The 24,201-nt window shown below is 34.4% G+C and carries 23 protein-coding genes and 1 tRNA gene; 9 read left to right on the forward strand and 15 right to left on the reverse strand.

What is annotated here, in order from left to right:
• The first annotated feature begins 111 nt into the window (after positions 1-111).
• Positions 112-495: a ribonuclease P protein component gene (gene rnpA / locus BUB80_RS18185; RefSeq protein WP_073295956.1), complete on the forward strand. Its 384-nt coding sequence runs from the start codon at positions 112-114 to the stop codon at positions 493-495.
• 133 nt (positions 496-628) lie between these two features.
• Positions 629-1,237, forward strand: coding sequence for a DUF4126 domain-containing protein (locus tag BUB80_RS18190; RefSeq protein WP_073295959.1), 609 nt, complete (start codon positions 629-631; stop codon positions 1,235-1,237).
• Between the two features lie 53 nt (positions 1,238-1,290).
• Here the strand turns inward: BUB80_RS18190 and BUB80_RS18195 are convergent, their stop codons facing one another.
• The 14 genes from BUB80_RS18195 to BUB80_RS18260 form a co-directional block, all read right to left on the reverse strand.
• A complete protein-coding gene (locus BUB80_RS18195; protein WP_073295962.1) occupies positions 1,291-3,402 on the reverse strand; it encodes a hypothetical protein in 2,112 nt (703 codons plus the stop codon).
• 1 nt (position 3,403) lies between these two features.
• Positions 3,404-3,919 carry an LptE family protein gene (locus BUB80_RS18200; protein ID WP_228433883.1) on the reverse strand — a complete coding sequence of 172 codons (516 nt, stop codon included), beginning with the start codon at positions 3,917-3,919 and terminating at the stop codon, positions 3,404-3,406.
• Between the two features lie 8 nt (positions 3,920-3,927).
• Entirely contained in the window at positions 3,928-4,623 is a 696-nt protein-coding gene (locus tag BUB80_RS18205; protein WP_073295967.1) for a DUF4013 domain-containing protein, read from the reverse strand.
• A 6-nt stretch (positions 4,624-4,629) separates the two neighbouring features.
• Positions 4,630-5,925: a sigma-54 interaction domain-containing protein gene (locus tag BUB80_RS18210; RefSeq protein WP_073295970.1), complete on the reverse strand. Its 1,296-nt coding sequence runs from the start codon at positions 5,923-5,925 to the stop codon at positions 4,630-4,632.
• Between the two features lie 126 nt (positions 5,926-6,051).
• Positions 6,052-6,486 carry a hypothetical protein gene (locus BUB80_RS18215; protein WP_073295973.1) on the reverse strand — a complete coding sequence of 145 codons (435 nt, stop codon included), beginning with the start codon at positions 6,484-6,486 and terminating at the stop codon, positions 6,052-6,054.
• Positions 6,487-6,548: 62 nt separating this feature from the next.
• The gene (miaB, locus tag BUB80_RS18220) at positions 6,549-7,997 is read right to left on the reverse strand and encodes a tRNA (N6-isopentenyl adenosine(37)-C2)-methylthiotransferase MiaB (RefSeq protein ID WP_073295976.1); all 1,449 of its coding nucleotides are present in this window, start codon (positions 7,995-7,997) and stop codon (positions 6,549-6,551) included.
• 99 nt (positions 7,998-8,096) lie between these two features.
• Positions 8,097-8,837 carry an energy transducer TonB gene (locus BUB80_RS18225; RefSeq protein ID WP_175549628.1) on the reverse strand — a complete coding sequence of 247 codons (741 nt, stop codon included), beginning with the start codon at positions 8,835-8,837 and terminating at the stop codon, positions 8,097-8,099.
• Positions 8,830-9,210 carry an energy transducer TonB gene (locus BUB80_RS18230; RefSeq protein ID WP_073295979.1) on the reverse strand — a complete coding sequence of 127 codons (381 nt, stop codon included), beginning with the start codon at positions 9,208-9,210 and terminating at the stop codon, positions 8,830-8,832. The genes BUB80_RS18225 and BUB80_RS18230 overlap by 8 nt, the downstream gene beginning before the upstream one ends.
• Positions 9,210-9,695: a hypothetical protein gene (locus BUB80_RS18235; RefSeq protein WP_073295982.1), complete on the reverse strand. Its 486-nt coding sequence runs from the start codon at positions 9,693-9,695 to the stop codon at positions 9,210-9,212. Before BUB80_RS18235 ends, BUB80_RS18230 begins: the two co-directional genes overlap by 1 nt.
• 98 nt (positions 9,696-9,793) lie before the next feature.
• Entirely contained in the window at positions 9,794-11,038 is a 1,245-nt protein-coding gene (locus BUB80_RS18240) for an MFS transporter (RefSeq protein WP_073295985.1), read from the reverse strand.
• Positions 11,038-12,771: a thiamine pyrophosphate-dependent enzyme gene (locus BUB80_RS18245; RefSeq protein WP_073295988.1), complete on the reverse strand. Its 1,734-nt coding sequence runs from the start codon at positions 12,769-12,771 to the stop codon at positions 11,038-11,040. Before BUB80_RS18245 ends, BUB80_RS18240 begins: the two co-directional genes overlap by 1 nt.
• 213 nt (positions 12,772-12,984) lie before the next feature.
• Positions 12,985-14,184: a diaminopimelate decarboxylase gene (gene lysA / locus BUB80_RS18250; protein WP_175549629.1), complete on the reverse strand. Its 1,200-nt coding sequence runs from the start codon at positions 14,182-14,184 to the stop codon at positions 12,985-12,987.
• 261 nt (positions 14,185-14,445) lie between these two features.
• Entirely contained in the window at positions 14,446-15,669 is a 1,224-nt protein-coding gene (locus BUB80_RS18255; RefSeq protein ID WP_073295993.1) for a 3'-5' exonuclease, read from the reverse strand.
• A 347-nt stretch (positions 15,670-16,016) separates the two neighbouring features.
• Complete coding sequence (locus BUB80_RS18260) at positions 16,017-17,543, reverse strand: helicase HerA-like domain-containing protein (RefSeq protein WP_073296019.1); 1,527 nt, start codon at positions 17,541-17,543, stop codon at positions 16,017-16,019.
• Positions 17,544-17,683: 140 nt separating this feature from the next.
• On the opposite strand from BUB80_RS18260, the gene BUB80_RS18265 reads away from it, so the two are divergent.
• The 4 genes from BUB80_RS18265 to BUB80_RS18280 all read left to right on the forward strand — a co-directional run bounded on the left by BUB80_RS18265 (position 17,684) and on the right by BUB80_RS18280 (position 20,969).
• On the forward strand, positions 17,684-18,742 hold the full coding sequence (locus BUB80_RS18265; protein ID WP_073295996.1) for a hypothetical protein: 1,059 nt from the start codon (positions 17,684-17,686) through the stop codon (positions 18,740-18,742).
• Positions 18,743-18,859: 117 nt separating this feature from the next.
• Entirely contained in the window at positions 18,860-20,269 is a 1,410-nt protein-coding gene (locus BUB80_RS18270; protein ID WP_073296000.1) for an MBL fold metallo-hydrolase, read from the forward strand.
• 9 nt (positions 20,270-20,278) lie between these two features.
• Complete coding sequence (locus BUB80_RS18275) at positions 20,279-20,644, forward strand: rhodanese-like domain-containing protein (protein WP_073296003.1); 366 nt, start codon at positions 20,279-20,281, stop codon at positions 20,642-20,644.
• 25 nt (positions 20,645-20,669) lie between these two features.
• A complete protein-coding gene (locus BUB80_RS18280) occupies positions 20,670-20,969 on the forward strand; it encodes a thioredoxin family protein (RefSeq protein ID WP_054512645.1) in 300 nt (99 codons plus the stop codon).
• 140 nt (positions 20,970-21,109) lie between these two features.
• Here the strand turns inward: BUB80_RS18280 and BUB80_RS18285 are convergent, their stop codons facing one another.
• A complete protein-coding gene (locus BUB80_RS18285) occupies positions 21,110-21,859 on the reverse strand; it encodes a nitrilase-related carbon-nitrogen hydrolase (protein ID WP_073296006.1) in 750 nt (249 codons plus the stop codon).
• 105 nt (positions 21,860-21,964) lie between these two features.
• On the opposite strand from BUB80_RS18285, the gene BUB80_RS18290 reads away from it, so the two are divergent.
• The 3 genes from BUB80_RS18290 (at position 21,965) to BUB80_RS18300 (ending at position 24,020) form a co-directional block, all read left to right on the forward strand.
• Entirely contained in the window at positions 21,965-22,405 is a 441-nt protein-coding gene (locus tag BUB80_RS18290; RefSeq protein WP_073296009.1) for a DUF6646 family protein, read from the forward strand.
• 104 nt (positions 22,406-22,509) lie between these two features.
• Positions 22,510-23,865 carry an RIP metalloprotease RseP gene (rseP, locus tag BUB80_RS18295; protein ID WP_073296012.1) on the forward strand — a complete coding sequence of 452 codons (1,356 nt, stop codon included), beginning with the start codon at positions 22,510-22,512 and terminating at the stop codon, positions 23,863-23,865.
• Positions 23,866-23,946: 81 nt separating this feature from the next.
• Positions 23,947-24,020: transfer RNA gene (locus tag BUB80_RS18300), tRNA-Asn, on the forward strand.
• Positions 24,021-24,201 lie beyond the last annotated feature (181 nt).

Genomic DNA, 24,201 nt, shown 5'->3' on the forward strand with positions numbered 1-24,201 from the left:
TTTTCCCACAGATTTTACAGATTTGCACAGATGTTTATGCTTTATTTCTGCATGAGAATTTGTGAAACCTGGGGAAAAAATTCAAAATAAGACTATATTTACACCCTGTAAATGACAAATTTCAAATATCCCAGAGCCGAAAAACTCAAAAAAGACAATGAGATCACTTTACTTTTTGAAAAAGGTAAATGGAGAACCTGCGGAAATTTGAGAATTATCATCCTAAAAGATAAACCTACTTTACCGGTAGAAGCTCTAAAATTCGGAGTTTCTGTTTCTAAAAGATACTTCAAAAAAGCAGTGTATAGAAATCGTGTAAAAAGATTACTCAGAGAATCTTATCGTTTAAACAAAGATCTTTTTAAAGAAGCATTCGGAGAAAAAACCATTGCGATGATGTTTTGGGTTTCTCCTGAAATGCCTGCAAAATTTCAAGATGTGGAAGAACAGTTTATCAAACTTTGCCAATCTAATCAGCCTCAGAAGAAAGCTTAAAATTCATTTTTTCTCCCGCAGATCACACAGATCGACACGGATGATTGTACATTATTCTGAATAATTAGAAATTCATTATAATCTTTTCTCATTTTTTGTAACTTTAAAGGACACAATTAATCTGAAAACTAAAATGTTAGACCATGTTCCCTATTTACCTTATGTCCTGAGTGCATTTATTGGCATCGGACTAGCCGCCGCTACAGGCTTTAGAGTTTTTCTTCCGATGTTTGCGGTAAGCCTGGCATCCTACCTTAATTGGATCCCGATGAATGAGAATTTTGAATGGCTTTCCGGCCTTCCGATACTTATTACCACAGGAATTGCTACCGTCATTGAAATTCTGGCTTATTACATCCCTCTTATTGATCATTTACTGGATACAATCTCTATTCCTATGGCCACTGTTGCGGGTTCCATTTTATTTGCCAGTCAGTTTGCAGACTTAGGAACATTTCCGCAATGGGCATTGGCATTAATCGCAGGAGGAGGAACTGCATCCACCATAAGTTCTGGGTTTGCAGGAATTCGGGCTGCCTCTACAGCAACGACAGGTGGATTGGGAAATTCCGTTGTTGGAACTACCGAAACAGCCGGAGCAGGAATAATGACCGTGCTAGCCATAGCAATGCCTATTTTAGCTGCCATTTGCACCCTTATCTTAGTTGTTTTGGTTATTGTCTACGGACGAAAAGCCTTACGGAAATTAAGAGGTAAAAAAAATACAGTTCACAACACATAAAATAAAAATGCTGAATCTATTAGACTCAGCATTTTTTATATTTCATTTTAATCTTAATTCTTTCCTCGGACATCTTTTATATCCTGAATTTTTCTTTCAAAATGTTCTTTCTTTTCAGGATGCTTAGTGATCAATATATTGAACGCTTTAATTGCTTTTGTGTACAATTTCTGTTCAAAATACAAAGTAGCCAATGTCTCTGTCATCAAATGTGAAATATCATCCGTTTTCTCTTTTACAACGAAATTAACTTCATCTTTTAATTGAGAAATTTTAGGATTCTTTTCTATGAAAGACTCAATCACTTTATTTTTAGTCTCAATCTTTTCTTGTTCTACCTCTTGTATTTCTTCTGCTTCTGGACCTTCTTGTTCTTCTACCTCTGCTTCATCTAAAGGCCTGTCTATTTTCAGCCAGCTTTGCCAAGTGTTGATAAATCCGGGAACATTACTATCCACAGGAATTACATCTACTGGTTCAGTAGGAACTTCTTCTATTGCTTCTTTAGATTTCTTCTCTTCTTTCCCTTCATTAGCCTCTACTGCCCAACTTGAAATAATATCAGAGTTGAAGAAAGACACATTTAATGCCGGAGCTTCTTCTTCTTCTTCATTTTCTTCCAACGCTTCAGTTTCAACAATCTTTTCTTCTTTAGCAGGCTCGTCAATAACTTCAACAGCTTCTACATTATCCTTTGGAAGCTCAATAATTCCTTCAATGCGAGGTACAATCTCTTCCTGTTTTGGCGCTTCTTCTTTTACGATTTCAGTTTTTGATTGAGGAATTTCAATTGGTTTATTAAGCATAGAATCCGGAACATGGGACTCAAGGCTCATGGGCTTCCAAACAGATTTAACTTCTGTTTGCTCTTCTGCTACAGGCGTTTCCTCTTGAATTTGTTGTTCAGGTTCTTCAACAGTTTCAGTCTCTTCAGATTTATTTTCAATTAATTCAGATGCATTTTCTTCAACTTTTGAGACTTCTATTTCTGAATCACTCTTTTCTTCTTTTGTCTCGACATTAAAATGTTGAGTTTCGGCAAAACTTATTTCATGTCCTACCACTTCAGGCTCGGCATCTTTCTTTTCAGAAATCACTTTTGTTGCCTTCATTTTTTTCTCAACCTCTTCTATCAAGCGTCTCATTTCATCTTCATGCTTGTTGCTGGGTTGAGCAATCTCTTCTTCTGCTACTGTTTCATCAATCGTATTGGACTGAATTTTTACCTCCGGCAAGAAAGAATCTGTTCCGTGGAAACTTAATTCAGCCTCATTATTTACCTTTTCCGTTTCGCTCTCTGAAGTAATCTTTTCTTCATTGATGATTTCTTCTGGGGTAAATTCTATTTTAGCTTCGGCTTCAACAAACTCTTCTGCTGTTGTTGTATTTGATTGATCTTCTTCCGTTAAAACAGGTTCTATCTCATGAAAGCTTACATCAGATTCATCATCTATTTTTTCTTCCTCTACTTCTGAATCAATCTTTTCTTCATTGATAATGATTTCAGGATTTAATTCTGCTGTCTCCTCAACTTGATCCTCGTTCTGAATATCTTCAGAAACAGATTCTTCATGTATAGGATCTACTTTATCAACGACCACTTCTTCAGGTTGCTTTTCAATTTTTTGAAGCACAATTGATCCTGATTCCAGCGTTGATTCCAAATCAATGGTATCTACCGTATCATCTTCAAGGAAGTTTTCTTCCCCTTCAAATAAAATACGGTTTCTTTCTCCATTAACAAGAATATGTTTAATTTCTGGGGTGGTATGAGGTTGTAACGTAAAAGCTTCTTCCTGCTTTTTGTCGGTTATTTCCTCTTGTATCTCCTCTCTTTTAATCGGGAAATTACTTTTCTTATAAATATACTTGAATGTATTCTTAGGAATTTCGGGCTTTTCTTCTTCAACAATTTCGGGTTTAGCCTTTTGCTGAATTTTACCGTTGATCAACTGATAAAGAATTTTCTTATCTGTTGTATATGCCGCCGTTGTAGAAAGCTCTTTCTGATAATTTTCTTTATCAAAAAGATGAATTCCATACAAGTGTAAAGCTCTGATATTTTGAATGTAGGGAAAAGAATTAATCTCCTCTTTCAAAAGATTAAGATCTTCTGACTGTATATTTTTGGGGTTCTTTAATAATTCTAAAACTCTAGGATTCATTTTACCAATTCGCTACAATATCGTTAAATATCTTGTTAATGATTCTATCTGTTGCAATCTTCACCTGTGAAGTTTCTATTTGTGACTGTGATAAATTACTGTTGAAAACCGCTTCGTCAGAATAGGTTCTATCGAAACTGGAGTCTGGATGCACTTTATTTTCATAATGTACTTTCACCGTAATTGTTAATTTATTTTGAGAGTCCTGAACAATCCCTCCCGTGGTTTGATTCTGTGTTGTATTAGAACCAATCGTGGTAGGCGTTATAGAATAATCTGTAATCTCACCTTCGATCAAAATATCCGGATTTTCTTTGGTTCCCTTTAACGTTGTTCTCTGTAAAAATCTGTTTTGAATATCTGTTGAAAATTGCTGTGCCAATGTAGGATTCACCAATGCAGCATTATTCGGAAATTCATTGATTTGTACCGTTTTTTCGTCTGTTAAAGATGAACCTGTAAAAGAATAACATTGCTGAAACAATGAAAGAATTACAAATCCAAATATAATTTTCATTTTACTTATCATAAACCCTGCTTTTGATTTTGTGTTTCTAAAACATCTTTAAAACTAGCATATTTAATACAAATTCCTATTGGCGCAGTAAACAATATTCCTATTCCGCAAGCGATGATCCCTACTTCTGAAATTACCCCTACAACAAGGCTGAAGATCAAAATCATCCAAAAGTTTTTCTTAGCTATTTTCCAAGAAAGCGAATAAGCCTGTCTTACACTTTGTACCCTGTATAATGAAATAATAGGCTGTACGAAGTAAAAAGAAATGGCAAACGCAAATACTAGCAAAATAAATAGAATCATCCAGATTCCCATACCTCCTGCAAATAATGCTGGGCCCAAATCTCCTGCATCCCCATATCTCGCGGCCATAAAGATAGGAACCAATGACATTTGGATAGGAATCATTAATACAATCATGGCTATGCAAATTAATACCATAAACTTGAAATACACCCAAAAATCTGTAAAGTCAAAAATATCTCCAGCCTCAACTTTTTGTCCTTGATCTACTTTTCTACAAATTTTATAAAAATTACCCAATGCCAATAATCCACAAAATGGAATAATACTCATAATAACGACGAGAATAGTTGCGACTATAAATCCGCCAATATCTTTTTTGAAAAGTTCAAATCCGTCAGAAATATATTTTCCGATATTAAAATCGTATCCTTTGTTAGTAATTAAGTCAAAATTCATGGTTCGTTAGTCTTCTAGATTATATTGTTTTATTTTCCTGTATAAAGTTCTTTGTGAAATTCCCAACTCATCAGCCGCTTTATTCCTACGTCCTTTATGTTTTTCTAATGCTTTGATAATCAAATCTTTTTCATTGTTTTGAAGAGATAAGGATTCAGGCTTATTTTCCTCAATTTCAATATCTTCAAAATCTTCATACCGATCCTCATTATCTGAATTTGACATGATTGTTGGCGTCTGAACAGCCGGGCCATTATTATTATTTTCAAAATACAATAAAGAACTTGCAGGAGCTGCCTGCTGAGGCTCAGGAGTATAAATTCTGCTGATCAAATTTTTCTCTTGATTGCTTAAATCTGCCGTTCCTCTGTTCTTTATCAGTTCCGAAGTTAAGGATTTTAAATCATTTATATCATTACGCATATCGAAGAGAATCTTGTACATAATTTCTCTTTCGCTCCCAAAATCATTCTGTTTTTGATTATTTGGTGTATTTACCACCATGGGCAAATGCGTTTCCATTGGAATATATTCTGCTAACTTTTCAACCGTTATACTTCTTTCACGTTCTACCACCGTCATTTGCTCAACCAAGTTTCTTAACTGACGAACGTTTCCTGGAAAAGAATAATTTTCAACATAATGCACGGCACTTGGTTCTAGCTCCAATTCCGGCATTCTGTATTTTTCGGCAAAATCTATCGCAAACTTCCTGAATAACAAATGAATATCACCCTTTCTTTCTCTCAAAGGTGGCATATCTATTTGCACGGTATTTAAACGATAAAACAAATCTTCACGGAACCTTCCGTCATGAATTGCCTTCATCATATTTACGTTGGTAGCCGCAACAATTCTTACGTTCGTTTTTTGAACCTGTGAAGAACCCACTTTCATAAATTCACCGCTTTCCAACACTCTTAGAAGACGAACCTGCGTCTGTAAAGGAAGTTCACCTACCTCATCTAAGAAAATTGTTCCACCATCTGCCACTTCAAAATATCCTTTTCTGGTAGCGGTAGCTCCGGTGAAGGCTCCTTTTTCGTGCCCAAATAATTCGGAATCGATTGTTCCCTCGGGAATCGCTCCACAGTTGACCACAATATAAGGCTGATGTTTTCTTTTAGATTCTGAATGAATGATTTTAGGGATAAATTCTTTCCCCACTCCACTTTCACCAATCACCAACACAGAAATATCTGTTGGTGCCACCTGAATAGATTTTTCTAAGGCACGGTTTAAAGCCGGAAAATTTCCAATAATTCCGAAGCGGTTCTTTATATTTTGTAAGTCGTTACTCATAAGTAAATTTTTGATTATTGATTTAATTGAGCCTACAAACACTGAATGTATGCTCTGTAAGGCTTGTTGATTTTCTAAAACGACGGTATAAACTTTTAAAGCTTATTTTCATCACAATTATTAATTCTAACCTATTAAATCTAAATAATCTTTGTTTCTGACTTTTGAAACTTTACTTGTAAAATATATGTTTTCGACAAAATCATATTCTTTATTTTGTCGTTCAAAATTTTCTAAATTTTTATTGTGCTTATTTCTCTGAGAATAATTTAATCCAAGATGATCATTGTAAAAATTATGGTGATGATTGGGAACAATAGTTTCTCCAATAGCATCAAATACTTTTTGTTTTTGATTTAACGTGCAATATTCGCTTGTTTTTTTCTTAGCTAAAAACTCAAAGACTTGGTCATAATCCTGAGTTCCTAAAAACTGACTATAGACTTCTTGCAGTCTTTTGCAGTCATCACTTTCGATGGTGCCGTTATGAACATGCGCAGAAATATTATTGCAAATGATTACCAATAAAACACTGAGGCAATATTTCTGAAATTTTTCCATTGTCTGTTTATTATTGATAATTATTTATTCTTGAATATATATGGGTCTCTTCGGAGAACAAATTAGTTCAGCGTATGTTCTACTTTTCTCCCTAAAAGCGTGCCTTGTGTATTATCGTAAACGAAAACATCCACAATGTCACCCAATTTTTGCCCTTCCATCATATCAAATACGCAAACGGCATTTTGAGAGTTTCTTCCTTTCCACTGATTTTGATTTTTTCTTGAAACACCTTCGATCAAAATACGGTGAATACGTCCAACATATCCTTCCATTCTTTGTCTGGATAATTCTCTCTGCAAATCAATAACTTCTGCCAAACGTCTTTGTTTAACCTCAGCAGGAACATTATCTTCCATTTTCTTGTGAGCAGGAGTTCCCGGTCTTTCTGAATAAGAGAACATATAACCGTAGTCATATTCTACTTCTCTCATTAAGCTTAAAGTATCTTGGTGATCTTCTTCAGTTTCGTCGCAGAAACCAATGATCATATCTTGAGAAAAAGAAATATCCGGAACAATTTCTTTCGCTTTATTAATTAATTCTAAATATTCTTCACGAGTATGCTGTCTGTTCATCGCTTCCAACATTCTGTTGCTTCCACTTTGAACAGGAAGGTGAACATAATTACAGATATTCTCGTGTTTTGCCATGATTCTGAACACATCCAAATTCATATCCTGAGGATTAGACGTTGAGAATCTGATTCTCATATTTGGAACCGCCTTAGCCACAAGATCAAGCAAATGTGCAAAATCAACAGCTGTAGCTTTCTGCATTTCAGATGCTTTGGCAAAATCTTTTTTAGGACCTCCTCCATACCAAAGGTAAGAGTCTACGTTTTGTCCTAACAATGTAATTTCTTTATATCCGTTATCCCAAAGGCCTTGGCATTCTTCAAGAATTGAGTGTGGATCACGACTTCTTTCTCTACCTCTTGTAAATGGAACGACGCAGAATGTACACATGTTATCGCAACCTCTGGTGATTGTAACGAAAGCTGTTACTCCATTTCCGCCCAAACGAACAGGATTGATATCTGCATAGGTTTCTTCTTTTGAAAGAATTACGTTAATCGCATCTCTACCATCTTCTGTTTCTTTTAAAAGATTAGGTAAATCTCTATAAGCATCAGGACCAACCACAAGGTCAACCAATTGCTCTTCTTCTAAAAATTTGGTTTTTAATCTCTCCGCCATGCAGCCCAAAACACCAACCGTCATGTTTGGTTTTTCTTTCTTCAGCTTTTTGAACTGAGCAAGACGCATTCTTACCGTTTGCTCGGCTTTCTCACGAATGGAGCATGTATTTAAAAGGATAAGATCTGCTTCTTCTACTTTAAGAGTTGTATTATAACCCTGATCATTAAGAATAGAGGCAACGATTTCAGAATCAGAGAAATTCATCTGACAACCATAGCTCTCTAAAAATAATTTTTTAGAATTCCCATCTCTTTCAGCAATAGCAAAAGCTTCTCCCTGCTTGGTCTCGTCTATATATTTTTCCTGCACTTTTGTAGAAATTAAATTTTAGAAATTGCGTTTTATATCAATGCTAAAAATAGTTTAGTTTGCAAAGATACAAAATATTGTGCCAGAATGGCAGGATTATTACATCGGCCTAAAATTAAGTGGTAACTTGAATCTATAATTTACAGGAACGCCTCCTACTTTAGCCGGACTCCACTTTTTCTTTATCCTTTTTATCCCGTCAATAACTCTGTTATCAAACTCTTTTACTCCTGAAGATTCTTCTAGTGTTACATCTTGAATCTTACCTTCTGTATTCACTGTAAAATTGACTACAAGTTTAAATCCGTTGCTCCAATTAAAACCATCAATATCTATTCTCCTCACAACTTCTTCTCGAAATTTACTAATTCCATCTGGCATACTTTCAAAAGAAGCTGCATCATATTGTGGAATATAGCCTTCTTTATAATGATCAAATAAATCATCAGGAACTATAAAAAAGCTTGCAACAGCAGGTTTTTTCTCTCCTTCAATAATTGCAGACTTCCATTTATCCATGTATTTTAAAACTTCCAAACCAAGATCATAAGTACATTTATTTTTCAAAGCCATTTCTGAGTTTGAATCGTCTTTTAGATATTTTACAGACCCATCTTCTTTTACAATTACCTTTAAGTAATAAACCTCAGCTTTATTCTCACAAGGTTTTAAATTCTTATCTATAATTATTTGATGAAAATCTTTGTAAAACTGTTTTTCTCCACCTTCGTATGAATCTTGTTCTTTGGGATAAAAAAAGTATTGAGAATGGACTTTCTGACCAAATACATTTAAAGAAAAACTCAATAAAGAAATTATAAAGAATATTTTCTTAATCATGATCATAAGTGTTTGAACTGAAATTAACTTTCAAAACATATTTTGAATTAATAGGAACTCCATCTTTAGTGGCGGGCGCCCATTTCTTTTTTACTTTTTTCACCGCATACTTCATATCATCAATAAACATCTCGTTATTTTTAAACTTTGGAAGCACATCAAGATTATTGACTTTACCTTTTTCATCAATATTAAATATAAAGGTAACATCTCCCTGAATTGCATATAACGCAATATCTATGTAAGCATGAACCATATTCATAAACTCTGTTTTGAAAGCCTCATCGCCTCCGGGAAATTCAGCTTTTGTATCTTGAGAAAAAGCATTACTGCTGAAAAGAAAGAAGAATAGAATTACAATATATTTTTTCATTATATGTCTGTTGAAATTGATGATAGATTCATTTTTATTTTAACCTGTGAAGTAATCGGCTGACCGTTACAAGATGCCGGAATCCAATTTTTTTTAATCCTTCTTACAACATATTTCATATCATCAAAAAAGACTTCACTATTGGCAACTTTGGGAGACCCTTCAATTTTAGTCACTTTTCCTGTTTGATCGATTGTTAAGGTAAAACTAAAATCTCCATTTAATACATAAAAATCAGAATTAAGATAATCAAACATATATTTTCTCAACATCTCCTTATACACCAAAACACCTCCCTCAAAGCCTGCAGCTTTAAAATCATTACAGTTTTTCACAGCAATTTGTAGCAAAGGTTCTTTGATATCTATTTTCAAAATATTTTTACTCGCTTCTGGAGTAAATGTATTGTCTCTCTCTTCAACATCTTGTTGTGCAAAAGCAAAATTTGCAACAAAAAGCCCGATGAATAATGCTAAAGTTTTCATGAATATATTTTTATTATAGCAAAATTACATCAAAAAAAAGCTTCACACAAAAGTGTAAAGCCTGATTAAAATATTTAATTAAATTTTAATGTAAAAAATTATGAAGTAATTACCTGATTCTGGGCTTTACTTCCTGTTTCTTTCAGCATCAATGAAACCAAAATGGCTAAAACAATACCCGAAATCCAAAATAAGATAGACTCTTGAAAATGCAGATTTCCAGCCGAAATATCTAAACTTTTCCCGAACCATCTGCTGAAAATAGGACTCAATAAAGTGGTAACTCCAAATGTTATAAAATTAATTGCACCTGTTGAACTTCCTTTTACATAATCCGGATTTGCTTCTTTAATAATGGAATACGGAATCATTGCTGCTCCGGAACCTAGCCCAAGAATAAACATGCTTATTTTGGCAGGATATAAATCCGGCAAGTAAATCAACTGTAATAAACTTGCAATCATAATTACAGCTCCACCCACCAAAACAGGCTTTCTTCTTCCTATTTTATCTGTAATAAAACCTAAAAGCGGACATCCAAAAACCCATCCAAATGCAACCATGGCACTGGTAATGGCTGCTTCATGAAAAACAAACTGCTTGTCTTTTTGAAAAAAGGCAACTGCCCAAGTCATGGCAAATATCGTTGTCGGAGCAAATAGCAACCCCGAAATAATCCCACAAAGCCAAGACTGGGGGTTTTTAAAAACAATTTTATAGGGTTCCAAATACCCAATATGTTTCGTTTTAGGTTTTTCAGAATCTTGAGATTTATTTTCACTCGGAATAACAAAGAACAAACCGAAAGCGGTAACAATTGTTGCAATTCCTGACCACAGCCAGAAGGTATCAATATTGACTCCTTTTTCTACCCAAGGTCCTACTACAAACTGTCCTGCTGTTCCGCCCAACATTCCTATACACTGCGTGAAACCAATAGCTGTAGCTAAAGATTTTGAAGAAAAGCCTTTACTCGCCAAATAAACACAACCAGGGAAAGCAAAAGCACAGCCTGCGCCCTGTAATAATCTTCCGGAAATTCCGGCGACCTGGCTTGAAATTAAAAATAACAAACACCCAAATCCTAAGATCAAGGTTCCAACGAAAAGAGATTTTTTGCCCCCGAATTTATCTAAAGCAATTCCGGCAATTAAACTACAGGTTGAATAGGTATAATAATAAGTTCCTACCATACTGATCAGTTTCAGTTCGGTGGTATTAAAATTATTAACCAATTGAGGAATCATCACTGCGGGAGCAGACCTAATCACATAATCTAAAAAATAAAATATTAAACCAAATGCCCACGCAATAATGTAGAATTTCTTTAAAGAACTACTCATCACAATAATTCTTTAATATGTTTATAGTTACTTTTTACCGTTTCCAAAGCTTCTTCCATTTTGCCACCAAGCATCAACTGAGCCATTGATTTTGTCATTCCGATGATTTGATCAAATTCAATTTTTGGAGGTAATGCCAATGCATTAGGATTAGTGAAGATATTTAAAAGATAAGGACCGTCGTGATTCAAACATTCATTAATAGCCGACTCCACTTCTTCAGGTTTATGAACATTTTTTCCAGGATAGCCCATTGCCTTTGCTATCATTCCAAAATCAGGATTAATCATATCGGTCTCATTATCGGGCATTCCGCCAACTTCCATTTCCAGTTTTACCATTCCTAGTGCTCTATTGTTAAAAACAATCAACTTCACAGGAAGTTTATATTGAAAAATAGTGGCCATATCTCCTAATAACATCGATAATCCACCATCACCACACATCGCAATAACCTGTCGGTTTGGATGTGCTAAAGACGCTCCAATAGCCATTGGCATTGCATTGGCCATAGAACCATGATTGAATGATCCCAACATTTTACGTTCGCCCGTTCCTGTAATAAATCTCGCACCCCAAACACAGCACATTCCTGTATCTACAGTAAAAATAGCATCATTTTTTGCCAATCTATCTAACGTGTGCGCTACATATTCCGGTTGAATAGCATCTTCTTTCCCTGCATCTTTCACGTAGATTAATTGTTGCTCTTTTACTTTTTCATAAAACTCCAACTGTTGATTTAGGAAATTAACATCTGTTTTCTCTTTTAATAAAGGTAATAACGCCTTGATTGTTTCTTTAACATCACCTGTTAAGCCTAATTCCAACTTAGCCCTTCTTCCCAATCGTTCCGGACTTTCATCTATTTGAACGATTTTATTTTTAACAGGCATAAATTTTTGGTAAGGAAAATCGGTTCCCAAAAGAAGCAATAAGTCTGCTTCATGCATGGCATGATAAGCAGAAGGAAAGCCTAAAAGACCAGTCAACCCCACTTCATTGGGATTATTAGGTTGTATCGACATCTTTCCACGGAAAGAATATCCTACGGGAGATTTTAAATATTTTGAAAGTTCTACAACTTCAGCATTGGCTTTTTCTGCACCAATTCCGCAGTAGATCGTAACTTTTCCACTTTCATTAATCAAATTTGCCAACTGATTCAATTCTTCATCAGAAGGTCGGATAATAGGATTTGTTTTAAATATCTGATTGGAAGTGGTAGCTTCTTCAGCATCCAATTCGGAAACATCTCCCGGAAGGCCAATTACCGCAACTCCTTTTTTAGAAATAGCATGTTGAATGGCCGTCTGCATCGTTCTTTGTACCTGCTCCGGTCTTGTAATCATTTGGTTGTAATAGCTACAATCATCAAACAATTTTATGGTATTCGTTTCCTGGAAATAATCCATCCCCATCTCTTCACTCGGAATGGTAGAGGCAATCACCAACATTGGAATATGAGATCGGTGTGCTTCATATACTCCATTAATCAAATGAACGTGGCCCGGGCCACAACTTCCTGCACAAACTGCAAAACCATCCAGTTCCGCTTCCGCCGCCGCCGCATATGCACCCACTTCCTCATGTCTTACATGAATCCATTCAATACTGCTTTTTTTAACCGCAATATTTAAATGATTAAGACTATCGCCTGTTACAGCATAAATTCTTTTCACATTTGCTTTTTCGAGCATTTCAACAATTTGCTCAGCTATATTTTTAGCCATAATTATATTTTTGGTGGTTATTTTTCTAATTAGAAATCAAGAAATGGTACATATCAGTCAAGATAGTTTTCTTGTTTAAAGATTGACCTCTACCAAATTTAATTAATAATTTAGGATTTTCACCGCAACCCAATGTTAAAGTTTTATTAGAATATCCTGCAATAGGCCTAAAAAAATACTCCGCAATTTCTTGCGGAGTAGGTATATTTTAATTTAGATTACTTCAATCTGATTTCTCAATAGATCATCAAATTCATCTCTTTTACGAATTAGAAGAGCTTTTCCATCTAGGAACAACACTTCAGCAGGTTTTAGTCTTGAATTAAAGTTTGAACTCATTTCAAAACCGTAAGCTCCCGCATTATGGAAAGCCAAAATATCACCTTCTCTTACTTCGTTTAGTTTTCTATCCCAAGCAAAAGTATCTGTCTCACAAATGTTTCCAACTACAGTATAAATTCTTTCCGCCCCCTTTGGATTAGATAAATTTTCAATCTGATGATAAGAATCGTAAAACATTGGACGTATCAAATGATTAAATCCTGAATTAACACCAACAAAAACAGTTGCTGTTGTTTGCTTGATCACATTTGCTTTCACTAGAAGATATCCGCTTTTTCCAACCAAGAATTTTCCAGGCTCGAACCATAGTTCAAATTTCTTTCCTGTAGATTTTGAAAACTCAGCAATTACCTTTTCAACTTTTTTCCCTAATGTTTTTACATCCGTTTCCTCTTCGCTATCTTGGTAAGGAATTTTGAAACCACTTCCCATATCCAAATATTTCAGGTTCGGGAAATTCTCAGAAAGCTCCAACATAATATCTAATGCCTGAAGGAAAACATCCGGATCTTTAATCTCACTTCCTGTATGCATGTGAAGACCTTCCACATTCAGGTTGGTACTCTTCATCACTCTTTCGATGTGACGAACTTGGTGAATAGAAATGCCAAATTTGCTATCGATATGTCCCGTTGAAATTTTATAGTTTCCTCCTGCGAAAATATGAGGATTGATCCTTACAAGGATTGGATAAGTATTTCCGTATTTGTTCCCGAACTGCTCAAGAATAGAGATATTATCAATATTAATGTGTACTCCGTGTGACATCGCTTCTTCAATTTCAGCTAAATCAACACAATTTGGAGTAAATAATATTTTGTCTTTCGTAAATCCTGCTTTTAAACCAAGCTTTACTTCATTAATTGATACACAATCCAAAGAAGCACCCAAATTCTTGACGTACTTCAGGATGTTGATATTTGTCAACGCCTTCGCTGCATAGAAGAACCTTGTGTGTTTTAAAAAAGAAGATGTAAGTTTTTCGTATTGAATTTTGATAGATTCTGCATCGTAAACATACACCGGTGTGCCAAACTCATTGGCAATCTTTAATAATTCTTTTGAATTCATAATTTCATTTTAACATAAAAAGGGCAGATCCTTCCGAAAAAGAGTCTGCCGCAATAATTATTTTTATGCAAGACAACTCTTTTAAATATTCCAAACCTTAGAAAACCTTACGGCTCCCTTTTTTCCAGTCCTTTTTTGTTTAAAATTTTGCATTGCTTCGTTTTATTTTTTACAAAAATACTAATTCTTTTTTAGTTTGAGAAAATTGTTTGCAAAGCGTTTTCTTCCTGATAAAAATTCATACGCTTGCAAAACGTTCTTTTACTTGGGTAATGGTAAGGTCTCAAAATCGCCACGAAGCAGTGCCAGCTGCAAATCGTTATGTAAATCTACCGATGATAACGGAAGATCTATTTTTAATTTAGAGATCATACTCAATGTTTGAATTTGAGTGAAAAGCTCATAAAAACCGTAGGAAACAACTTTCCCGTTTTCGATAATTAAGAATAACTTCTCTCCTAATTTTCTTCCTTGCCCTAGCCAGAGTTCGTTTCTTTTCTTGAATTCTATTTTCTTTTTAAAGACATTAATATCATTATACTCTTCAAATGCTCCAATAAACTGAACCGCTTTTGTACCCTGAGTGAAAGATTTAAACTTCAGAATTGGCTTTTCTAATTTATTAAGTTTATTCTTTTCAACAATATATTTATTATTTCTAAAATAAAGTCCGAAAGGATATACTTCTCTTTTTTTGATATTTTTTGAATTCAATATCAGCTTGGCAATAATATCCGTTCCTGTAAGCTCAAAATTTATCTGAGTAACTCCCAACTGAATCTCTTCCCATCTTTTAGATTTGGAATTAAAAACTTTCTTAGAGAACTTATTAATATCCTGAACATAGTCGGAAAAAATAATTTTCCCTTCTTCATTTTGAAAATACACAAAGCCTCTCTCACTTGGAAGATCTTGGGTTAGCTGCTTAATTTTATTAATATACGTTTTAGCATTTGCTTCTTCGTGATGCTCCTGAATAATTTCATTTTTAGTATCTTTTGATACCAACAGCTTAAATAATTCTAAAGTTGCTCTTGCATCACCTTCTGCCCTGTGAGGGTTTGTTAAAGGAATTCCTAAAGACTTAACCAACTTCCCTAATGAATAACTTGTTTCATCAGGAATCAGTCTTTTAGCCAAAGGAATGGTGTCTAAGGTATTGATTTTAAAATCATACCCCAACCTTGCAAACGACTGGCGCAGCATCCTGTAATCGAAATCTATATTATGCCCCACCAAAGTTGTATTTTGAGTAATTTCTATCACTCTTTTTGCAATTTCATGGAATTTCGGAGCCGTTTTCACCATTTTTGGGGTGATATTGGTCAACTTTTGAACAAAAGGAGTAATATCTCCTTCAGGGTCTACTAAAGAAATAAATTGATCAACAATTTTATGTCCATCATAACGGTAGATCGCAATATCTATAATGCATTCTTTTCTGTAACCTGCACCATTACTTTCTATATCTATTATTGAATACATTACAATTTTGCTTTACAGCTAATTTTTATGATTAATATTAATAATTCCTGCCCATCAAAATACTTACAACATGATAATATACGAAGTACATAACCTATGCCAACAAATACAAAATGGTTGTAGCTCATCTTTTTGATTATTATTCAGATTCATTCACCAAATCAATCTTTTAAACAGCTAAAACACCCATTTCTTATTGATAAATAAAGGCAGTCCTGCTAAATTAACAAAAATTATATCAAAAAAAGTACATCTTGAGTTTAAACTCTCCATAATTAACATGGAAATAAATTATTCAATGAAATAAATTGATGATATTTTCAATGATAGCTCACTTCAAATTATTCTTATCTTTTTCTTCCTCCTAATCCAAGCATTCCTAAGATAGCTTTTGCTCCTTCACGCATCAGAGTACTCGTAAAAGTTCTTCCAGCCTGGCTTTTCAAAACTTGTTCAAACATTCCAGGTTCTTCTTTTACTGGTCTTGATTTTTGAGCGGGAGCAGAATTTTGAGCAGACTGCTCCATTCTGGTTGTCAACATTTCGTAAGCAGACTCTCTATCAATATCCTCCTGATACTTAGCCACTAAAGCAGATTTATTTACCAAATCTGAAACTTCAGCATCATTTAAAACATCCATCCTGGATTCTGGAGAAATTAAATACGTATGGACCAATGGCGTAGGAATTCCTTTTTCATCTAAAGCCGTAATAAAAGCTTCCCCGATTCCTAGATTCTGAATTAGATTTGATGCATCGTAAAATTCCGTTGTCGGATAATTTTCAACTGCTTTAGATATCTCTTTTTTATCTTTTGCCGTAAAACCTCTCAGTGCATGTTGGATCTTCAGCCCTAACTGAGAAAGCACGCTTTCGGGAACATCGCCCGGAATTTGAGTAATAAAATAAATACCAACTCCTTTAGAACGAATTAATTTCACCATCGTTTCAATCTGTGAAAGCAATGCTTTTGAAGACTCATCAAACATTAAATGAGCCTCATCAATAAATAAAACTAATTTTGGTTTTCCGCTGTCTCCTTCTTCGGGAAAAGTCATATAAATTTCAGCAAAAAGAGAAAGCATAAAAGTAGAGAACAACTGCGGCTTACTTTGAATATCTGCTACACGCAAAATATTCACCACGCCTTTTCCATCTCTGGTTTCAAGCAAATCATGAACATCAAAACTAAGTTCACCAAAGAAATCTCCTGCTCCCTGCTGCTCTAAAGCCACAATTGACCTTAAAATAGCACCCAAAGATGCAGAAGCAATAGAACCGTAGTTAGAGGCCAATTCAGCTTTTCCTTCTGCATTATCTGTTACGTATTGCAGTACTTTTTTAAGATCCTTAAGATCAATCAAAGGCAATCCTTTATCATCACAATATTTAAAAACAATAGACATGATACTTTGTTGAGTATCATTCAATTCTAAAATTTTACTTAATAAAATAGGGCCAAATTCTGTAACCGTAGCTCTTAATTTCACTCCTTTTCCACCGGAAATCGTCATTAATTCTACAGGAAAAGCTTGTGGATTATAAGGAAGCTGCGTTTTAGCATATCTTTCTTCAATAATAGCATTCATCTGGCCAGCCTCTGCAATTCCAGAAAAATCTCCTTTAATATCCAATACCAAAGAAGGAACTCCTGCATGGGAAAGCTGCTCTGCAAAAACCTGTAACGTTTTGGTTTTTCCCGTACCTGTTGCACCGGCAATAAGCCCATGTCTGTTGATTGTTTTCAAAGGAATACTCACATTTACTTCCGGCACTACTTCGCCATCCAGCATCCCTTTTCCTAGTATAATATGTTCTCCTTTAGGAGTATATTTTGCATTTAATTCTTCAATAAATTTTGCTTTATCTGCCATTTGATCTTTTTTAACTTTATAAATATAAAATTTTTTATAAACATTCAATCATCTAAAGAATATTCATGATTAACTTCACCTTCCAATTTCTATAAATTTTTCGTAATTTGGTATATGAAAATACAACATTCAAACATCACATGATCATTAAGAAAAATTTACTCTTTATTTTATCCTTCTTTTTCGTGACCGCTTTTTCCCAACAAAGAAAGCAGCCTGTTAATTTACTCGTAAAAGAAGATTACACCCATTCATTTACAAAAACCATTTTCCCTTTATTATGGTCAGGTTTTCAAAGAGAAGAGGTGGTTTCGTATGATTTACAAAATCAAAATGTAGCGGTAAGCTATGTTCAACAGAAAACTAAAAAAATAAAAACGGTACTAACTCTTTATATCTATCCTAAAAAAGAGATAGACAATCAACTACTTAGAGATGAATTTTATTCTTACCAATATGCTATTAATCAAAATTCAAATAAAGGCGTTGACCTAAAACCCTCATTCGGGAGCATTTCTAATGAAAATCTGAAAGTCAATTATATATATTCAATATTTAATAATACGTTAGGGCAACGCGATTTTTTTAAAGGCGTTAAATATGTAGATAAAAAATCTCTTCTTTCTATTTATGAATGTGGTGGCTGGGGTTTCAAAATAAGAGTTTCCAGTGATGATATGACAGAAGACCAATTAAAAGGGCTGAAAGAAAAAGCTGAAAATTATTTTGGAATACTGAACATTGCTTCAATAAAACCATTACCCATTCAAGGAGTACCAAATACAGTTCTTTCACCTTCCATAAAAAGAGATTCTATGATGGTAAATGCTACCATTGCTGCCTCAGAAGCTAAAATAGAATGGATCAAAAATCATTTAGATAAAAAAGAACTTTTGACAGGCTTTAGTGATATGCAAATTGATTCCGAAGTGTATGCCACAGAAAAAATGATTGAGTTTTATAAAGCCAACCAAAAAAACTGGAAACTTCACGGAGATACCCAAAAGTACTTCAGTGAAATGATAAGAATAGCCGAGAACGGAAAAATAAAAGATCATATTTATGAAAAATTTCACAAAATCATTAATTATCCTGAAGGAGAAGCTCAACAAGGAAATTATACTCAGTTTAAAATAGACAAAGATGTCTCTGAAGACACCAATGAAATTTTCTACAAAATCTTTTATAAATTAGACTAAATAAAAACTTTATAGATTTACTCTATCATTATCGATATTTTATTTTAACCCATTTTAAAAAATAAAACACGATTTTTGTAGATTGAATAATAACAACAAAATTGTTAAAGAAATAAGATGAAAGTTGAACAAATATATACAGGCTGCCTGGCTCAAGGAGCATATTATATAGTATCAGAAAATGAAGCTGTAATTATAGATCCTTTAAGAGAAGTTAAACCTTATTTGGATCGCCTGGAAAAAGACAATGTAACTTTAAAATATATTTTTGAGACCCATTTTCACGCAGATTTCGTTTCAGGACATCTGGATTTAAGTAAAAAAACAGGAGCGCCTATCGTTTACGGACCAACAGCAAATCCTGATTTTGAAGCCATTATTGCAGAAGACGATCAGATTTTTGAAATCGGAAAAGTAAAAATCAAGGCTTTACATACTCCAGGTCATACGATGGAAAGTACTACCTATCTTCTTATTGATGAAAATGGTGTTGAAACCGCAATTTTCACAGGAGATACTCTATTTCTAGGAGATGTAGGAAGACCTGACCTTGCTCAAAAAGCAACCAACCTTACCCAAGAAGACCTTGCGGGAATATTATACGAAAGTTTACACAGCAAAATACTTCCATTAGACGATAGCATTACGGTTTATCCAGCTCATGGAGCGGGTTCAGCGTGTGGAAAGAATATGCAGAAGGAAACTGTTGATATCTTGGGAAATCAAAGAAAAACCAATTACGCATTAAATCAACCCGATAAAGAATCATTTATCAGAGAGGTTTTAGATGGATTAACAGCTCCACCTAAATACTTCGGAATGAACGTAGCTTTAAACAAAGGAGGCTACGAAAGTCTTGATATCGTCATGGATAAAGGATTAAATCCTGTTTCTGTTGAAGATTTCGAAAACTTTGCAGAAGAAACCGGAGCTTTGATCTTAGATACAAGAGGGCCAGCTGATTTCCAGAAAGGATTTATTCCAAATTCTATTAATATCGGATTAAAAGGAGATTTTGCCCCTTGGGTTGGAACGCTAATCGTAGATGTAAAGCATCCTTTATTATTAGTTACTGACGAAGGAACGGAAGAAGAAGTGATTACAAGATTAAGCAGAGTGGGCTTTGATAATGTTGTCGGATATTTACAGGGAGGTTTTGATTCTTGGAGAAATTCAGGCAAAGAAATGGATGAAGTAAAAAGAATTTCTCCTTCCGAATTTGCAGAACAATTCACTGAAGACACCAAAATTATTGATGTAAGAAAACTAGGAGAATACTCTGCAGAACATATTGATAATGCATACAACAAACCATTGGATACAATAAGTGATTGGGTAAGTACTATTGATGATTCTGAACATTTCTTTATTCATTGTGCAGGAGGTTATAGAAGTATGATTGCAGCCAGCATTCTTAATTCTCGCGGAATCAGAAATTTTACCGAAATAGAAGGCGGATATAACGCAATCAAAAAAACAGAGAAATTCCCTACTTCAGACTTCGTTTGTCAATCAAAAACATTGTAAGATCTATATATGAAAAATAAAATTTTTGGATTAATCCTTGTCTCGGCCTTAGCATTAAGCGCTTGTAAAACAGCAACAGCTTCAGAGGTTTCAAACGCAAGTATTAGAAAAATGATCAATAATCCGGATGTTACTTTGGTAGATGTAAGAACCCCTGAGCAATTTGCAGGAGGATCAGCCGACAACGCCATCAACGTTCCTCTAGCAGAAATCATAAACAATCCGACAGCTCTAAAAGGGAAAAAAGTAGTTGTTTTCTGTAATAAAGGAATACAAGCCGATGAAGCCGTTACAATCTTAAAGAAAAATGGTGTTGAAGTGTATGACGGAACGAGTTGGAGAAATGTAAAAGGCATTCAGGACTCCAGTCTTTAATGATGAATATCTAAAACCAAAAACTATGTCACAAAAATTTCAAGAACTTATTGAGTCCGAAAGACCTGTACTGATCGACTTTTTTGCAACTTGGTGCCAACCATGCAAAGTGCAGTCATCGGTTTTAAATACAGTAAAAGAAAATATAGGCCAAGGAGCCAGAATTATAAAAATAGATGTGGATCAGTATCCAGCCATCGCTTCACAATATGGAGTACGCGGAGTTCCTACTTTAGCGATCTTCAAACAAGGAGAATTACTCTGGAAAGAAAGCGGTGTGCACGATGTGAATACGTTGACCCAACTTTTAAAACAATATGAATAAAACTGTGATTTCTCACAGTTTTTTATTTTTTACGTGAAAAATTTCAATTTGTAATCCTTTTCAAGGTTTTTGAATCTTGAAAAGGATTATTAAAAACAAAAATCAGCGAGAAAAACTTTATTTAAAAGATGAATAAAGTATCATTCAATCGAAAAAGAATCTCTGTCATTCAAAAACTGAAAATGTTTTCTGAAATCATTTAATTCATTGATATCCAATTCTGCAGAAACAATATTTCCATTTTTCGCAGCCATTTCTCTTCCATCTGCAAAAAAGCAATGTGAGCTTTCCTGATAAAACAGATCATTTCCGTCGGTCCCGATTCTGTTTAACCCAAATACAAAAGATAAATTTTCAATAGCTCTCGCTTTCAGGAGATGTTCCCAGGCTCCTACTCTTTTTTCAGGCCAATTGGCAACATATAAAATCGCATCATAGTCATCATTATTTCTTGCAAAAACAGGAAAACGAAGATCATAACATACTTGCAATAAAAACCTTATCCCTTTATAATTCACAATCACTCTTTCTTTTCCGGGCGTATATACTTTATCTTCTCCTGAGAAAGAAAACAAATGCCTTTTATCATAAAAAACAACTTCTGAATCTGGCTGAACGAAATACATTCTGTTATAAAAATTCCCATTTTCTTCTACAGGAGCACTTCCACAAAATGCAGCATTTTTTTCTTTCGATATCTTTTTTAAAAATGTTAAAGATTCTTCATTTCGGTCTGAAACTTCAGAAGCATCCATACAAAAACCTGTTGAAAACATCTCCGGCAAAAGGAAAACATCAGCTTCCTGATCTTTCAACTGTTCTTCAATTAATTGAAAGTTTCCGTTCTTATTTTTCCAAATGATGTCTAAATTTAACGCTATAATTTTCATAGATCTTATTCAATAACTTTTATAAAAATACAGTTTTTAATTGATTTCGGTTTTATTTTTGATACTGTTATTTCTTTTAATAATAACACGAAAAGTTTTTAATTTATGAAGAAATTGGTTTTTATGTGTATGTTAATCTTCTGGGGTGCTACTGCTAATGCACAAGCCTGGACGGGGAAAGGAGATCAAAAAGTACAACTTGGTCTTAATGCTTGGGGATACGGAACAGGAGTTACAGGAACTTATGACTATGGCTTAAATAAATTAATATCCGTAGGAGCAGGAGCAAATGCCTATTTCGGAGGATATAAAAATAATGATAAAGACAATCGTGTTTTTATTTTCGGAAGATTGAATTTTCACCTCCGTGAAGCATTAGATCTACCAGAAAAATTAGACATCTATCCCGGTGTAAATTTGGGAGTTCTTGGAAAAGACTTTGGAATTGGCGCTCACATTGGCGCAAGATACTTTTTCACAGAGAAAATCGGGGTATTTGCAGAAGTAGGAAACAATGGCAGTCTCGGAGTTTCTATCAATTTGTAGAAATTAGTCTTAATATATGACAAAGCTTCTCGTTTCGAGGGGCTTTTTTGTTTGGCATAGTTTTGATAATTGTTACCTTTGCAAATTAAATCTAAATTTTATTAATGGAATTAGCAATCAAGATTTTCCAGTTTATCTTAAGCATCTCTATTTTAGTGGTTCTTCATGAGCTTGGACACTTTTTACCCGCAAAATACTTTAAAACCAAGGTAGAAAAATTCTATCTGTTTTTTGATCCATGGTTCTCAATAGCAAAGAAAAAAATCGGTGAAACAGAATACGGTATCGGATGGCTTCCTTTCGGAGGATATGTGAAAATTGCCGGAATGGTAGACGAAAGTATGGATACTGAGCAATTGAAGCAACCAGCTCAACCTTGGGAATTCAGAGCAAAACCGGCTTGGCAGAGATTAATCATCATGTTGGGTGGGGTTACGGTAAACTTTTTCTTGGCTTGGTTAATTTATAGCTGTCTATCTCTTTTTAATGGAGAAACATATACCGACCTTACAAAATTTGAAAATGGTGTAGAAGTAACAGAAGCTGGAAGAAAAATGGGCTTCGAAAATGGTGATAAAATTATCAACATAGACGGAAAACCTAATGAAAGACTAGAAAACGCATCTATTAACATCCTTTTAGGTGATAACGTAACCGTATTAAGAGATGGAAAAGAAGTTACTTTCCCTGTAAATGCTGATGGTGTTGCAGACGTTCTTAAGCAAAGAGAAGCAAAATTATACATAGGCCCAAGAATGCCAATGGTTATTGATTCTTTGGCAACTCCTTCTTCTAAGGCATCAGGATTAGCTTCTGGTGATAAAGTTGTTGGAATTAATGGTCAAAAAGTTTCATTCTTTGATCAGGTAAGTGCTATTTTAAATCAAAATAAAGGAAAGACCATTTCTGTTGACGTTGAAAGAAACGGAGCAATTCAAACAATTCCTACTGTTTCTGTTGATGCAAACGGAAAACTAGGCGTACAACTTGCAACGAAAAACCTGGCTAAATCAATTGTTACCACTAAGCAATATTCTTTCGGAGAATCTATACCTAGAGGGTTTACAAGAACTATTGAAGCATTAACCATGCAGGTTAAGCAATTCAAGATCATGTTTAATTCTAAAGTACAAGGATATAAAAATGTAGGAGGACCCATTGCAATCGTTAAAAATATGCCTGTTGATAAATCTGCTGACGGAAGCATCGGAATCAACTGGCCTGCTTTCTGGAGTTTTACAGCAATGTTTTCTATTTGGTTAGCCTTTTTGAACTTAATTCCTATTCCAGGATTGGATGGTGGACACGTTATCTTTACTTTATATGAAATTATTGTAGGAAAACCGGTACCTCAAAAAGTTTTAGAAAACGCACAAATGATTGGCGTTATCTTCCTGTTAGGCTTAATGTTACTAATCTTTGGAAGTGATATCTTTAAAGTGTTCACGGGAAAATTATAGAAATTTTTAAAAAATATTTTAAAAATATTTGTCTGGTATAAATATTCGTCCTATATTTGCACCACTTAAAAATAAGGACATTCCTCCTTAGCTCAGTTGGTTAGAGCATCTGACTGTTAATCAGAGGGTCCTTGGTTCGAGCCCAAGAGGAGGAGCGAAAGCTAAAAAGAGTTACAAGATATTTTGTAACTCTTTTTTTTTGCATACAATTCAACTTCTATTTTCACAGAATTCAATAAAGGGATCAGTTCCAAAACTTGGGGACTACGCAAAAAGTTTAGATAATCTAAAAAGGAAAAACGATTTATCTCGCACGCCTCTAAGTTGTAATCTGAA

Origin of the sequence: Chryseobacterium polytrichastri (assembly GCF_900142445.1) — a bacterium.
Lineage (GTDB): Bacteria > Bacteroidota > Bacteroidia > Flavobacteriales > Weeksellaceae > Chryseobacterium > Chryseobacterium polytrichastri.

Excerpts from the sequence above, each read along its gene's own strand:
- rnpA (WP_073295956.1), top strand. The coding sequence starts at position 112 with ATGACAAATTTCAAATATCCCAGAGCCGAAAAACTCAAAAAAGACAAT.
- BUB80_RS18190 (WP_073295959.1), top strand. The coding sequence starts at position 629 with ATGTTAGACCATGTTCCCTATTTACCTTATGTCCTGAGTGCATTTATT.
- BUB80_RS18195 (WP_073295962.1), bottom strand. The coding sequence starts at position 3,402 with ATGAATCCTAGAGTTTTAGAATTATTAAAGAACCCCAAAAATATACAG.
- BUB80_RS18200 (WP_228433883.1), bottom strand. The coding sequence starts at position 3,919 with ATGAAAATTATATTTGGATTTGTAATTCTTTCATTGTTTCAGCAATGT.
- BUB80_RS18205 (WP_073295967.1), bottom strand. The coding sequence starts at position 4,623 with ATGAATTTTGACTTAATTACTAACAAAGGATACGATTTTAATATCGGA.
- BUB80_RS18210 (WP_073295970.1), bottom strand. The coding sequence starts at position 5,925 with ATGAGTAACGACTTACAAAATATAAAGAACCGCTTCGGAATTATTGGA.
- BUB80_RS18215 (WP_073295973.1), bottom strand. The coding sequence starts at position 6,486 with ATGGAAAAATTTCAGAAATATTGCCTCAGTGTTTTATTGGTAATCATT.
- BUB80_RS18225 (WP_175549628.1), bottom strand. The coding sequence starts at position 8,837 with ATGATTAAGAAAATATTCTTTATAATTTCTTTATTGAGTTTTTCTTTA.
- BUB80_RS18230 (WP_073295979.1), bottom strand. The coding sequence starts at position 9,210 with ATGAAAAAATATATTGTAATTCTATTCTTCTTTCTTTTCAGCAGTAAT.
- BUB80_RS18235 (WP_073295982.1), bottom strand. The coding sequence starts at position 9,695 with ATGAAAACTTTAGCATTATTCATCGGGCTTTTTGTTGCAAATTTTGCT.
- BUB80_RS18240 (WP_073295985.1), bottom strand. The coding sequence starts at position 11,038 with ATGAGTAGTTCTTTAAAGAAATTCTACATTATTGCGTGGGCATTTGGT.
- BUB80_RS18245 (WP_073295988.1), bottom strand. The coding sequence starts at position 12,771 with ATGGCTAAAAATATAGCTGAGCAAATTGTTGAAATGCTCGAAAAAGCA.
- lysA (WP_175549629.1), bottom strand. The coding sequence starts at position 14,184 with ATGAATTCAAAAGAATTATTAAAGATTGCCAATGAGTTTGGCACACCG.
- BUB80_RS18255 (WP_073295993.1), bottom strand. The coding sequence starts at position 15,669 with ATGTATTCAATAATAGATATAGAAAGTAATGGTGCAGGTTACAGAAAA.
- BUB80_RS18260 (WP_073296019.1), bottom strand. The coding sequence starts at position 17,543 with ATGGCAGATAAAGCAAAATTTATTGAAGAATTAAATGCAAAATATACT.
- BUB80_RS18265 (WP_073295996.1), top strand. The coding sequence starts at position 17,684 with ATGATCATTAAGAAAAATTTACTCTTTATTTTATCCTTCTTTTTCGTG.
- BUB80_RS18270 (WP_073296000.1), top strand. The coding sequence starts at position 18,860 with ATGAAAGTTGAACAAATATATACAGGCTGCCTGGCTCAAGGAGCATAT.
- BUB80_RS18275 (WP_073296003.1), top strand. The coding sequence starts at position 20,279 with ATGAAAAATAAAATTTTTGGATTAATCCTTGTCTCGGCCTTAGCATTA.
- BUB80_RS18280 (WP_054512645.1), top strand. The coding sequence starts at position 20,670 with ATGTCACAAAAATTTCAAGAACTTATTGAGTCCGAAAGACCTGTACTG.
- BUB80_RS18285 (WP_073296006.1), bottom strand. The coding sequence starts at position 21,859 with ATGAAAATTATAGCGTTAAATTTAGACATCATTTGGAAAAATAAGAAC.
- BUB80_RS18290 (WP_073296009.1), top strand. The coding sequence starts at position 21,965 with ATGAAGAAATTGGTTTTTATGTGTATGTTAATCTTCTGGGGTGCTACT.
- rseP (WP_073296012.1), top strand. The coding sequence starts at position 22,510 with ATGGAATTAGCAATCAAGATTTTCCAGTTTATCTTAAGCATCTCTATT.